The 12,735-nt window shown below is 66.0% G+C and carries 15 protein-coding genes; 5 read left to right on the forward strand and 10 right to left on the reverse strand.

What is annotated here, in order from left to right:
- Position 1: 1 nt before the first annotated feature.
- On the reverse strand, positions 2-202 hold the full coding sequence (locus NBRGI_RS28585) for a hypothetical protein (RefSeq protein ID WP_014983476.1): 201 nt from the start codon (positions 200-202) through the stop codon (positions 2-4).
- Positions 203-482: 280 nt separating this feature from the next.
- On the opposite strand from NBRGI_RS28585, the gene NBRGI_RS28590 reads away from it, so the two are divergent.
- Both NBRGI_RS28590 and NBRGI_RS45520 read left to right on the forward strand, forming a co-directional pair.
- A complete protein-coding gene (locus NBRGI_RS28590) occupies positions 483-1,325 on the forward strand; it encodes an NAD-dependent epimerase/dehydratase family protein (protein WP_081878277.1) in 843 nt (280 codons plus the stop codon).
- 235 nt (positions 1,326-1,560) lie between these two features.
- Positions 1,561-2,445: a hypothetical protein gene (locus NBRGI_RS45520; protein ID WP_148310978.1), complete on the forward strand. Its 885-nt coding sequence runs from the start codon at positions 1,561-1,563 to the stop codon at positions 2,443-2,445.
- Positions 2,446-2,654: 209 nt separating this feature from the next.
- On the opposite strand, the gene NBRGI_RS28600 is transcribed toward NBRGI_RS45520, so the two are convergent.
- The 5 genes from NBRGI_RS28600 to NBRGI_RS28620 form a co-directional block, all read right to left on the reverse strand.
- Entirely contained in the window at positions 2,655-3,143 is a 489-nt protein-coding gene (locus NBRGI_RS28600) for a hypothetical protein (protein ID WP_148310979.1), read from the reverse strand.
- A 374-nt stretch (positions 3,144-3,517) separates the two neighbouring features.
- Entirely contained in the window at positions 3,518-3,859 is a 342-nt protein-coding gene (locus NBRGI_RS47720; protein ID WP_148310980.1) for a hypothetical protein, read from the reverse strand.
- A 477-nt stretch (positions 3,860-4,336) separates the two neighbouring features.
- On the reverse strand, positions 4,337-4,669 hold the full coding sequence (locus tag NBRGI_RS28610; protein WP_029900308.1) for a hypothetical protein: 333 nt from the start codon (positions 4,667-4,669) through the stop codon (positions 4,337-4,339).
- Between the two features lie 411 nt (positions 4,670-5,080).
- The gene (locus NBRGI_RS28615) at positions 5,081-5,650 is read right to left on the reverse strand and encodes a hypothetical protein (RefSeq protein ID WP_148310981.1); all 570 of its coding nucleotides are present in this window, start codon (positions 5,648-5,650) and stop codon (positions 5,081-5,083) included.
- 120 nt (positions 5,651-5,770) lie between these two features.
- Positions 5,771-5,992 carry a hypothetical protein gene (locus tag NBRGI_RS28620; RefSeq protein ID WP_029900310.1) on the reverse strand — a complete coding sequence of 74 codons (222 nt, stop codon included), beginning with the start codon at positions 5,990-5,992 and terminating at the stop codon, positions 5,771-5,773.
- Between the two features lie 80 nt (positions 5,993-6,072).
- Here NBRGI_RS28620 and NBRGI_RS28625 point away from each other — a divergent pair, with 80 nt between their 5' ends.
- From NBRGI_RS28625 to NBRGI_RS28635, 3 genes are all read left to right on the forward strand, one after another.
- Positions 6,073-6,951 (forward strand): LysR family transcriptional regulator, encoded by an 879-nt coding sequence (locus NBRGI_RS28625; protein ID WP_036561306.1) that lies wholly within the window; start codon positions 6,073-6,075, stop codon positions 6,949-6,951.
- Between the two features lie 414 nt (positions 6,952-7,365).
- On the forward strand, positions 7,366-8,640 hold the full coding sequence (locus NBRGI_RS28630) for a lipase family protein (RefSeq protein ID WP_081878272.1): 1,275 nt from the start codon (positions 7,366-7,368) through the stop codon (positions 8,638-8,640).
- 187 nt (positions 8,641-8,827) lie between these two features.
- Positions 8,828-9,670, forward strand: coding sequence for an SDR family NAD(P)-dependent oxidoreductase (locus tag NBRGI_RS28635; protein WP_029900313.1), 843 nt, complete (start codon positions 8,828-8,830; stop codon positions 9,668-9,670).
- 554 nt (positions 9,671-10,224) lie between these two features.
- Here NBRGI_RS28635 and NBRGI_RS28640 read toward each other — a convergent pair.
- From NBRGI_RS28640 to NBRGI_RS28650, 4 genes are all read right to left on the reverse strand, one after another.
- Positions 10,225-10,638, reverse strand: a complete 414-nt coding sequence (locus NBRGI_RS28640) for a VOC family protein (RefSeq protein WP_029900314.1) — start codon at positions 10,636-10,638, stop codon at positions 10,225-10,227.
- A 37-nt stretch (positions 10,639-10,675) separates the two neighbouring features.
- Complete coding sequence (locus NBRGI_RS28645; protein WP_051728099.1) at positions 10,676-11,173, reverse strand: GNAT family N-acetyltransferase; 498 nt, start codon at positions 11,171-11,173, stop codon at positions 10,676-10,678.
- A 446-nt stretch (positions 11,174-11,619) separates the two neighbouring features.
- A complete protein-coding gene (gene rpmB, locus NBRGI_RS46730; RefSeq protein ID WP_081878274.1) occupies positions 11,620-11,844 on the reverse strand; it encodes a 50S ribosomal protein L28 in 225 nt (74 codons plus the stop codon).
- Positions 11,845-12,043: 199 nt separating this feature from the next.
- On the reverse strand, positions 12,044-12,649 hold the full coding sequence (locus NBRGI_RS28650) for a response regulator transcription factor (RefSeq protein ID WP_029900316.1): 606 nt from the start codon (positions 12,647-12,649) through the stop codon (positions 12,044-12,046).
- Between the last annotated feature and the right edge of the window lie 86 nt (positions 12,650-12,735).

A 12,735-nucleotide genomic window follows, 5' to 3' on the forward strand; every position in this document is an offset into this window, starting at 1 on the left:
TTCAGATCGGTTCGCGCAACTGCCGCAGCCGATAAGCCACCCGTGTGATCAACCCCGCCAGCATCCGCGCGGCAGCCTCCAGTCGATCCAGCAGGTCCGACAACTCCTCTTCGCTACCCCGCGCCACATCGAGGCCCCGCAGCCCAGCCAGCGCACCCTCCAGCGCGCTGAGCTGCTCTTCGTAAGCTCCGTTCGAACGCATGTTCTAATGCTACATCAGTCTGTCGCGTCTCGATACGCGCCGGATTACGTGACACGCTCCGCACGGTGCTCACTCCATCGCCGTAGTTCGCTGCGTTGGCTACCTTCAGTTGCACAGGTCCGGGAGAATGTGCGGGTGATCCGGTCCCGGTCGATTCGCCCGGCGCGGGCGCGGCGGCCGTCGTGATGGTCAGCCGAACGCCACGCACCGGCATGGGCTGTTCGTCCGCGAGGCAAACGGACCGGGGCCGAGTCGGCGCGCGGTAGAGTCGGCGCACATGATGTCGGGAGTGGTGTTGGTGACCGGCTCCTCCGGTGTCGTCGGTGCTGCTGTCGCCGATGAAATGCATTCCGCGGGTTGGCGAGTGCGGGGGTGGGATCGGCGACCGGGGCGTTGGACAACCTACTGCGGTGATCTGCGTGATGAGGGACTACGAACATGTGCCGTCGCCGGTGTGGATGTCGTGCTGCACGTAGCCGCCTTGCATGCCCCGCATGTCGGTTCGGTTCCCGATGGTGAGTTTCGCGCGGTGAATGTCGATGCCACCGCGCAGTTGCTCCAGTCGGCAGCTGAATGTGGTGTCAGGAGGGTGGTTTACACCAGCTCCACCTCTGTGTACGGGCATGCGCTGGTGCCCGATGATCGTGCGGTCTGGGTCGACGAGTCGCTGCCGGCTGAGCCCCGCGATATCTACGACGAAACCAAATTCGCGGCGGAGGCTCTCGTCCCGGCCGATCACCCGTTCTCGGCGATCGTGTTGCGTATCGCCCGCTGCTTCCCGGAGCCGCCTGCAGTGGCAGCCGCGCATCGGCTCTACCGCGGGGTCGACGTCCGCGACGTTGCCCGTGCCCACCGACTGGCCGCCGAACACCCCGACGTGACGGGCGTGTTCAATATTTCTGGTCCAATGCTGTTCCGCCCCAACGACACACAGCAATTGCTGATCGACGCCACAGCACTGTTGGCCACCCGGGCGCCGGCGATAGCGGCGCTGTTCCGGAGACACGATTGGCCGCTACCAACACGGATCGACCGGGTATACGACTCGAGCAAGGCTGAGCGAGTGCTCGGCTACCACCCCATTCACGATGTCGCGGCGCTCGCGGCGACGCACGCGATGTAATCGGTCGCGCCTGGGTTGGCAACATCCGGAGATGCAACCGTCTGTGGCTCAAAGCGCCGTGCGCTACGGCGGCACTTGCCGCTCGGCTCAACGCGCTCAGCGGCATTCTCGCTCACTCGTGCTGACTGAAGTCAGCGCAGACGCGGACTCCAAGACCGCACCGCCTCGAGCGCCGAAACGGCAGCGGCAGTTGGAACTCGTGCTGATCGGCGGCATCGCACCTAGGATCCGCCTCGTGAACGCACAGCGGCAGCTCGACGACTGGGTAAACGGCGCACACCCACGGGTCGCGGCCCTCGAGGACCTCTTCGCCGTCGGCGAGGGGATCGAAGGCCCAGGCGGTGCCCTGGCTCGGCTGGAGGCGGAGCTGCTGGAGCGGTTCACCGACCCGGATCAGGCGGCTACGGCCCTGCCTCTGATCGAGGCCGCGGCCGTGTTCCTCGGTGAGGTGCTGTTGCGGGTGTCTGGCGGTCGCTGGGCCTGGGTGGACGGGGCGCCCCGGGTCCGGCCCGATCCCGCGCTGGGTCTACCGGAGATCGCGCCGGCACAGGTTGTCGCGGTCGCGCTCGACTGGCGTGACGGCGCGGTATTCGCCCGGCTGCACGCCGACTGGACCCGCGCGGCCGCCCGGCATCGGGCGGCGCACCCGCAGTGGCGGCCGGCCAAGGAGTACACCCCCGGACTGGACGACTTCACGCCGGCACCGTCAGCGTTCCTGGACTCCTGGCTGGCCGAGCGGGAACGCGAATTCCCGGCCTGGATCGCCCGATTCGGCACCGGCCGGGATTGGGATTTCTCTCCGGCGTCAATCGAGGATCTGGTGGAGGCCGTGTTCCGGGTGACGCTCACCGAGGAGGCGTTCGAGGCCGCCGAGAACGCAGGCTTCGCTGCGGGCGCGCAGTGGTATTGGGGCGAGCTGCTGCGCCGCGCGGTCCCCGCACGCTGGGTTCACGAGCCCGGCGTCCGCGGCGAGGGCAACGCCTACGCCGGCTACTGCTATGTGTTCAAGCCCGCAACCAAAGACGCCTGCATCCCGGCCCTGAACCTGGTGCACATGATCGAACTCGAGGACCGGGCCTACCTGCGCGATCTGTACAACGCCTGGAGGCAGACATCCTGATCCGGCGCCTTGGTCGCTACTGGCCGGAATCGGTGGGCCATTCCAGCTCGACCCGATCATCGGCAGTATGGTGCGTTCGCGAGATCAGCCGGCCGACGGCTGAACCGCGCCGGACCGCCCGCACAGCGGCGAGGCCGGACGTTCGTGAGGCGCCGAGCTGCTGTCACAAGACGTGGCAACACCCAGCTGCCGGTTGTGTCGTTGCCACGCTAGCTCGTCGCGGGCTCACTCGACTCGGGCCGGTGCTGCCGTTGGCTCAGCACGAGCGCGCCCGCTGCCAGCAAGTAGAACGGCGACGGGAGCAGCAAATCCCATCCCGCCGTGTCGTTGTGCTCGAGCGCCTTCATCCCGAGATATCCGTCTACCGTGCCGAGGACGGCCAGAATTCCTGCGGCCCAGCGTGTTCCGCGCCGGACATGCCTGCGCGGCAGCGCGAAGACGACTGCGGGCAGCAGCACCACGAGGCCGGACTCTGCGACGAATACGAGCAATTGCTCGAGCAACGGCCGCGCCGGCAGGTAGTCCACCCCGACGACGGTCTCTGAGACGACCACCGTGGCCTCGCTGTGGTCCGCCCCGGCGTCACTGTCGGGCAACTCCGGGAAGCGCGCATATAACACCCGTGGTAACGCGACCAAGACCAAGGTCGCCACGCGCCAGCAGGTGACACAGCGCCACCACCGCCCCAGCGCCATCACGTTGCCTCCATCCCCTCCGACCGAGCTCTGCGCGGCGACGCTACCCGCGCAGCCCATCCGCAGTGAAATCCGGCCCCGCCTTCGGCTGGAACCTACCGGCCGACAACGGATCCCGTCTGAAGGCAGGCCGGGATGGCGAAGATGGAGTGCTGCAGACCGCGAACGCCCGGGACGCCAGAGCTACGGCACCCGGAGCTGACAACGAGAACTACGGGATCGTTCCCCGGCATCCGGCATCCGGCATCCGGCATCCGGCATCCGGCATCCGGCATCCGGCATTATGGTGCGTCGCTCAACTGGAGATGCGCTCTGCGCGTTGAACTCCGGCGGAGCTACAGCACTGTCCCGGACCGGACCGAACGCACAGCGGCATGTCAGTGCGTTCGCTGTGTCGAGTCTTGTTCGAGGCGATCACTTGCGTTGGCGCGCAAGACCCGAAGATGCGGAAGCGCCAGATCAGCACGGATGGCGTCGATGTAGTCATCGAACCGTTGCTGAACGGGCTCCCGGCGCACGATCCAATCGGACTCCGGCAGGCGCTCGTACACTACGGCCGTTCCGAGCTCAGCAAGTTCGTGATCGAGCGCGTACGCTGCGGTAGCAGCGGCCTCAGACCCGTGCACCCACACCGAGGTGAGGCGTTCGTTCCACACCGCATGATGGTCGTGAAGAGCGTCGACCGCAGCGAGTCGACGATCGCTATCAACCGCTGACACCAGGCACCTTCGTATGCTGGCACGGAACCGGTAGAACTCCTTGGCGAGCTCCTCATAGCCTCGCATTCGTTGATCGCGACGCCATCGCGCCGACTCAGCACGGCTGTCCCAGAATCGGCCGACAGCGATTCCAGCGAGCCCTGCAAATGCCGCAACGACAGCGGTAACCATCTAGTCCCCCAACTGTTTCACCATCCCGGATCAGCCTAGCGTCCCACACCTGTCGGCGTTGATCGTTTACCAACCGAGAACATCCGATATGCAATCGAGCGACACAGCCACCTGAAGCACTCTCGTCGGCAGATCCGGCGTTTGTCATCGGCTGACTCGTCCCGGGGACGGCGGGCCAGGCGAAACGCCCGCTCATCGGCAATATCGGATGTTCGGCGCGGCAGTCGATCTCGCCGCGCAAACCGCGCGCCCAGCGGCATGTCGGTGCGTTCCCGAACTCACGCACATCAACTACGGTCAGAACGCTCACTCTTCGATTGGCAGGTGTGTGGCATGAGGCAGCAATGCTTCGGCCACCACGCAGGGGTCGTTCGCGGTGGGCAAGCGGTCGAAATCTGCCATGGAAATGTCGATGGTGAATACAACGGTTCCGTTTCCGGTCAAGGTGACCCCCGCGTAACAACGCCAGGCGGGGTGATGCCCGTCTGCTCCCGTCTTCTTAACCAGCGGGATCAGGAAAACCGAGGCAATCTCATCGAGGTGCGCCGCAGTCCAGCGCGGGCGACCATACGCCGAGAAACGGGCGCGAGCCGCATCGCCCAGCGCGAGCAGATCTTGTCCGCTCACCTGCTTCACCACCGCAGGCACGTCTGCTCCGAACAGGCCTCGACGCATCCGAGAGCGGGCTCCACCCAGCGACATTGCAGTGGCCGCGTAACTGCCGATCCCTGCAAGGGTCCTTGCCCCGACCTCAGCGAATCTCATGAAGAGAGTTCAGCACAGCAATGTAGGACTTCGGTGTGGAACCCGGTCGGATTTGGCACACAGTGGTCGCTTGCGAACCGCCGCGATTTCGACGGCAGATGTCATCGATCTCGCGCTGCGCCAAGCTGTCATCGGCATTACCGCGCGTTTCCAGAGATCAGCCTCGACAACCGGACAGAGCACCGCAGCCTGCCACCGGGTTGACGCAAAACACCGGCGGGAATGCGGCTGCCACTATCGCCATCGGTGTGGGCTCACTAACGGCTTGCCTCCCACCGGGTGCCCTTAGCGTATGCAACAACGCAAGGCCCTTCTACCTCGTAGTGAGAGCCTCTGCTCTTGTTCGATCAAGCGCAAATTCATGTTGGCGGCCACCAGTTCAGCGCGCTGCCGAGCGTCCTGACGATTGGAGACAATCAGGTCGAAGCTATCGGTGGTCATAACAACCAGAGTGCGGTCTCCGCTCGTCAGTAGGATTCCGAACGTGTCGAGGTATGCCCCGATGCCAAACCAGGCGCTCACCGCATCGACGTGCAGCGGCAGGTCGGGAGCGTCAGTTTGGTTCTCGACAGGTATCAACTCTATCCATTCCTCGGCATTGCCCTGGTCGCGCAGCGTCAAGTCGGGCTCTGTGGCCCAACGTATGTCGCAGAGTTGCTCCGGACCGCGAACCGAGAGCCCCTCTTGGGAGTAGTGCAACGTCACATAACCGAGATCGGTGTCGAGAACCAGCGTGCCGGTCAAGGGGATCGCACCCGCTTCCGACACGGCTGCGAGGCGCCCGATCTCAGCGACCGTTGCGCCCAATAGTCGGTCGCTGATGGGGGTCAGTTCCACAAGACGGAATTGTTCCACGCGTACTCAGTCTGCGAAATGTTCGCTCGTTTGCCTCGGTCGGTCTGAGGCAGCGAAGACGCGGAACTCGGCATGTGCGGACACAGAGAAGGCCCCGAGATGCTCCGGGGCCGTTGATCTTCAGTTGGTCGCGCTGGCTGCCGCGGCCCGCGCGGGATGCGGCATGTGAGGACATTCGTCCCGCGCAGAGTCGGCATATGTGCGGACGAACGCAGTGATTTCCGGGTCGTGCCGGTCGATCCGATCCAGTAAGGCGGCGGTGAGATCGAGGCTCGATGCCGCCTTGGCACGCAGTAGCGCGATCGTCTCGAGCACCCCGAGCGTTGGCGATGCCGACGTCATTTCTTCCTGATATCGAGCATTCATTCAGCAAACGGGTCGCGTCCAATGCTTTTGTCGACAGCGGCGATATGGTTTTGCCTATGGACCTCACGCCGAGGCTGTTGGAGCAATACATCGCCGTTGCCGAGGAACTGCATTTCGGCCGCGCCGCCCAGCGCTTGACGATGAGCCAGCCGCCGCTGTCGCAGGCGATCGCCCGGCTCGAACGCGGACTCGGCGTCGCGTTGCTGGATCGCAGCCACAAAAGGGTGCGGCTCACCGCGGCGGGCGCGGCCTTCGCGCGCGACGCCACCCAGATGCTCGCCGCCCAGCGAGCCGCCATCGAGCGGGCCCGGCGCATCGGCCACGGGCTCGACGGCGACCTGCGCATCGGCTCGGGAACGCTGCTGTCGTTTCGCTACTTTCCCGACCTGTTGGCCGCCGCCGCCGAGCGCCTGCCCGATCTGCGCCTGCACACCCGCCAGGACCCCTCGGCGGCGACCCTGCTCGACCTCGTCGACGCCGGTGTCCTCGACATCGCGTTCCTCATCGACCCGGTCGAGGCCCCGCCGGGTGTCGAGGTGAGCACGATCCACAGCGAATACCTGTGCGCCGCGCTCCCGCACACCCACCCGTTGGCCGCCGCGGCTGCTCTCTCGCTGGCCGACCTGCGTGACGAACGGTTCGTGCTGCCCGACGAACAGGTCCACGAGCTCGGCCACCACATCCAATCCGCTTGCCGTCGGGCCGGATTCACTCCCCGTGATTACGCCCGCTCCGACAATGCCATCGGTCTGCTCAGCTACATTGCCGCCGGGCTGTGCGTCAGCCTGATACCGCCTACGCCTTACCCCGGAGTGACCTACGTACCGCTGAAGGACCCGCCACCCGCCGCCGAGATCACCATCCTCGCGGCACATCGCCCCAACCCCGACCCTGCCGTCCAACAGATACTCGCCCTCGTACGCACCCCGCACTGACCTGCCCGGCACCCCCGACTATCCGCCAAATCGACTATCCGGCGTCCGATGTTGTTCGCGGGTCCGGTTTCGGCGCGAGCCTGGCCTGGCCTCCTGCTGCCTGAGCTCACCGCGGAATTGCCTGACCAGAGATAGCGACTCAGCCCCTCGGCGGAGTTCTCGAACACTGCACACCGCCGACCCAGGCACACCGCGCAAGCGGCTCTGTCCACTGCTGCGTGGGTGATCGCCTCGCCGCCCCGTCCACCAATATGAGAAACCATATCTCCCAGGTGGAAAACAGTATTGGACGTGACCTATTTGCTAGATGGATGCTTCAGGGGTCGGCAAGAGAATGGAGCAACCTCGTTGGACTGTCGATGATCCTCGGTCGCCCCGCCCGGGTGATGGGGCCAATGTCGAAGGGAGAGCGAGATGTCGGCTGCACTATCGCCACGGAAAGTGTTGGCGCGCAAGATGGGACTCGGGATCGCCGCGGTCATGCTGGGACTCACCGCAGCGGCGGTGAGTGCACCGGCCCCGGCTGGTGCCGCGCCGATGCGGCCGCAGGAGGATCCGTTCTATCAGCCGCCGCCGGGTTTCGAGGCGAGTGCACCCGGTGCGGTGCTGGCCTCGCGGCCGGTCGCGTTGAACTTCCCGGTGGCGGCCCAGGCCTGGCAGCTGCTGTACCGCACCACCGACCTCAACAACCAGCCCGACGCCACGGTCACCACGGTCATCCTGCCCGACAACGCCGCACCGGACCGGCCGCTGCTGTCGGTGCAGATGTATCACGATGCCGCAGGCGTGGATTGCTCACCGTCCTACCGGTACCAGGCCGGTGCCGTACCCGAACCCTCGGCGATGTCGCAGATCCCGCAAATGACCGACGCGCTCGCGCGCGGCTGGGCGATGTCGGTGCCCGACTTCCAAGGCCGCTACGGGCATTTCGCCGCCGCCGCCGAACCCGGGTACATGATCCTCGACGGTGTCCGCGCCGCCGAGCAATTCGCCCCTCTGGGGCTGTCCCCGCAAACACGGGTGGGCATGTACGGCTGGTCCGGCGGCGGGCTGGTCACCGGCTGGGCCGCCCGGCTACAACCGACCTACGCACCGGAACTGGCCATCGCCGGAGCCACCTACGCCGCCCCCGCGACCGACGCCGCCTCGGTCGTCCAAGCCAACAACGCCGGCCCGCTGTCGGGAATCCCCACCAACGCCATCGCCTCGCTGTATGGGACCTACCCCGAGTTCGCCGACATGCTTCGCCCCTACCTCAAGCCAGGAGCCGAGGCCGTGCTCGCCCACAACCGCGGCCACTGTCTCACCGAGTCCCTGCTCGAGAACTCACACCGCGACGTGAGTGAATACCTGACCCAACCAGTCGACCAGGTCATCGCCACACCCCAGATCGCCGCCTTCCTGTCCAGGCTGTCACCGGACGACACCGCACCCCCGATCCCGATGTTCATCTACCAAGCCGACGGCGACACCGCCATCCCCCCGACCGCAACCGACGCCTACGTCGAAAAGCTCTGCGCCGCAGGAACACCCATCACCTACCAGAAACAACGCGGCGGCGACCACATCTCCACCGGCCTGCTCGCCATCGGCCTCGCCTACGACTGGCTACAGCAACGCTTCCCCGCCAACGCACCGACACCCACCGGATGCAGCACCCAGTCGATCGACGCACCACTACCGAGGTGAGGCGGAACGTAGCGATCGATGCCGCCGGGAGGATCTCACCACCCGCAGCTGTCGCTCTCGACGTCGCACCCACGCGGGTGGTGGACACAAGCAGTTTGCTGGATAGATGCTTGCAGTTCAGCGGCGGACAAGGCGGTCCCAGACCGCCCTTCCGCCTCCGGGAAAACCTGAGGAAAGGACGACAGAGATGTCGAAGGCATCGGTTCGGGGGCGGATAGTTGCGATCACGGGCGCGGGCAGCGGGATCGGGCGTGCCACCGCGGCAGCCCTCGTCGCCGGTGGGGCTCGCGTCGCGATCGGCGACATCGACCTGGCCGCGGCGGAGAAGGCCGCCGCGGAACTGGGCTCGGCCGCGGTGGCCGTGCGGGTCGACGTGGCCGACGCCGCGTCCTTCACCGATTTCCTGCGGGCCGCCGAACAAGCCCTCGGGCCGATCGACGTCCTGGTCAACAACGCCGGGGTGATGTGGGTCGGTCCCTTCGCCGAGGAACCCGACCAGTGGATAGAACGCCAGATCCGGGTCAACCTGATCGGCACGATCAACGGAGTCCGCAGCGCGGCGGCGAGCATGCGCCCGCGCGGCCGTGGCCAGATCGTCACCGTCGCCTCTGCCGCCTCGAAACTCGCCGCCGCCGGAGAAGCCACCTATACCGCCACCAAACACGGCGTCTACGGCTACCTCCAGGCCGTGCGCCGTGAACTCCGCGACAGCGGAATACTTCTCAGCGTGGTGATGCCCGGCATCGTCGACACCCCGCTGGCCGCGGGCACCTCACCGACAGGTGGCGCCGCACCCCTGACCCCTGAACAGGTAGCCGACGCCATCGTCTCGGTCATCGCCCGCCCCCGGTTCGAGCTGACGATCCCCTCCGGAATCCGCCTCGTCGAGGCCGCCCGAGCGATCTCACCACAATTCCTGCGCGACGCGCTCGACTCAGCCTTCGTACCCGACCAACTCGAAACCGCCGATACCTCCGCCCGCGCCGCATACCAGGCCCGCAGCCTCGACACACCGCAGTCGAAGAACTGACCGTTCAACGCCAACCGGCGCGACCTACAGCATCGCCTGCGCGGGCCTCAGCAGAAGCCGACATTCGAAAGCTGTACTGGGCCAACCGATCTGAACGGACGACCCATGCCCGCACAACGGCGACAAAGACGTTCGGAGGTGCCGAGTCTCGGTGGATGCGGGTGCTCGGAGTTTCACCACGGCCGGCTGCCAGGATCGACCGGGATCGGGACTGCCGGGCCGTTGCCGAACAGAACGAATGCCTGCCGATTCGGTGCCGTCCGTCAGGATGCCGTCGAAGTGGGTGTTTCATTGACGCACGAAAATCGGCATTATGGTGCGTCGCTCAACTGGAGATGAGCTCTGCGCGTTGAACTCCGGCGGAGCTACGGCACTGTCCCGGACCAAACGCACAGCGGCAGAATAGTGTGTTCGTCTGTGGTGCCCGACACGCTTGGCTTCAGCGCTGGCTGGCCGACGGTGGGTCGGAAGGGCTAGTTCGTGACCCACCTAGGCGCCGCTCACGGTCACCGGACAATCCATTACGGGCCTGTGCGTCCGGTGCGGTGCTGCGGTCAGGCGGTGTATTCGCCCACCAGGTCGCTGTTCTGGCGGGATGCGGCGTCGTTGACTCCGATGATGTAGCCGTCGGGATCTGCGAAGTAGAACTCGCGGGTGCCGGTGTGATCGGTCGAGGGGCCGCGCAGGATAGTGGTGACGGCTTGGCAGGTGTCGAGCATGGCTTGGAAGTCGCGGACTTCGAGGTAGAACACGCCGGTGAAGCCGATGGGTTTACCCTCGAGTTCGGGGAGCCAGTTCTCCAATTGCGTGTTGCGGTAGAGCATTCCGCAGAACTGGCCGTCGAACAGGAGCATGTGGATGTCCTCGGGACCGTCGGCGGTCTGGCTGTCGACGGTGAATCCGAGCTTCTCGTAGAACGCCTTGCTCACGGCGGTGTCCCGCACGCCGAGACAGGGTGCGAATGCCATGGGGTGGCTCCTTTCTAGGCAGAGCTGTTGATGGGTGTCAGTTGAGGTGTTTGACCAAGATGTTGTACTCACCCGCCAGCCTATGGGGCGTCCACCCTTGTGCCTGGTAGAGCCGTTGGGCGGGTCCGTTCTCGCGATGCACGCCCAAGGCCAGGGCGCCGATTCCCGCCGACGCGGCGGTGTCCTGCAGGCGGCGCAGCAATGCGGTTCCCACCCCGTGACCGCGCGCGGTCACGGTGGTGGCGATGGTCAGTTCGGGGGTGTCCTCGTCGATGAACGCGGGTGAGGCGACCGCGCGGTCGAACAGTCGGGTCCAGGCCGCGCCGACGGGTGTGCCGTGTTCGTCCTCGGCGATGACACCCAGGTCGGTGGGCTGTCCCCAGCCCGCGATGTAGCGGTAGGAGTCGGGGGCGTCGGGCAGGTCGTCGAGGGTGAGCATATGCCCGGAGGCGTGAGCGGCTTCGATCAACATCTCGGCCAGGAAGGCTTGGTCGTGGGATGTGCTCTTGCGCAGGGTGAATCGGGTGGTGAGCATGGTGATCTTCCGGATCGGGGAGGGTCTGGTGAGTTGCTGGACAGAGGTCGAGCACTCACCGGACCGTCGCGGTGGGCCCGTGATCAACGGGCGTCGAGGGGTGTAGGCCGAAGCCGTTGCCGTAGCCGTAGCCGCATGCTGTGGTGGCCGAATTCGGGGTCGTTGAGGGGCGCGTTCATGAAATCGCCGTGCCGTAGTCGCCGCGCGAGTCGGGCTTCGAGGCATCCGATACACAGGATGGTCTCGGGTCGTGCTCCGGCGCGGGACCAGAGGGCATCGTGCACGGTGTACCACTCGTGGGGGCCCGAGAGTGGTGCGGTCAGCATATGGCAGTCGTGGCAGGGGAATTCGTCACGATCGTGATCCCTGAAAGTGCCGGTGCCGGCCTGTGACCGGAACCGGCGCATCGCTCGGGGCCAATGCTTGGGCCGCGGTGGCCATGATGCCTACGCTGCCGGGCGCCGTTGCACGCTGCCCTTCTTCAGGCATGAGGTGCACACCTTCATCCGTACGGGAGTGCCGTCCTTCACCGCGCGCACCGGTTGGAGGTTCGGGTTGAACCGGCGACTGGTGCGGCCTTTGACGTAGCGCTGTTGGGCGCGGCGTCCGGCTCGGGCGACACTATTGCCGAAGCTGGGTTTCTTGCCGCACACATCGCAGTGGGCAGACATGGTCTCTCCTATTCTCGAGGGTGATCACGATCGGTTCGATCAGCAAGTGCATAGTCTTGGACCCGGCATTCAGCTCGTGCGAGCCGATTTCCAGTCGGCCTGTTGCCGGGATTCGCGGTTCTACCAGCGCTGGAGCGGTATGTGGACGACTGGCGGATCGTGCGGATCGCACGTTGGTGCGTGCGCAGTGCACGCGGACTCAGATCCATCCGCGTCTGGTGGCGACCGCGAGGGTTTCGATGCGGTTGCGGGTGCCGCTCTTGCGATTGATGGCCGCGAGTCGGTTGCGGATGGTTCCCGCCGAAAGATGCAGTGCCACACCGATTTCCTCCGGAGTGTGCCCGCGTGCGGCCAATCGCAGGATGTCGATGTCGCTGGCGCTGAGTGGGTTGTCGGGGGTGTGCAGGGCTTCGGCGACCACGTGTGGCTCGATCACCGTTTCCCCGTGCGCGACGCGGGATACGATGTGGGTCAACGCATCCAGCGACGCACTGCGGCTCAGCAGCCCGTCGACCGGAACCTCGAGGGCCCGCCGGAGCAGGTCGGGCCGGTTCGGTGGGGTCACCAACACGATCCGGCAGCTCGCCACCGCCGACCGAAGCCGTTGCGCGGCCGCGATCCCGTCGAGCCCGGGCAGGTCGGTGTCCAGCACCGCGAGGGTCGGATCGGTGCGTAGCGCACACGGGGTCACCTGTGGGCCGGTACCCACCTGCGCGACCACCCGCACACCAGGGATGTCAGCCACAACCGCGGCCATGGCTTCGCGAGGCAGGCGCAGGCCGCCGGCGATCAGCACTCGAATCATGGGCATTCCATTCGCCAGGATGTCGAAGTGATTGGGAGACTGACTATCTGGTGCGAGGGTTCCCCGCTACGGGTCGGTAGCGGGGA

It is taken from the genome of Nocardia brasiliensis IFM 10847, assembly GCF_000710915.1.
Lineage (GTDB): Bacteria > Actinomycetota > Actinomycetes > Mycobacteriales > Mycobacteriaceae > Nocardia > Nocardia brasiliensis_A.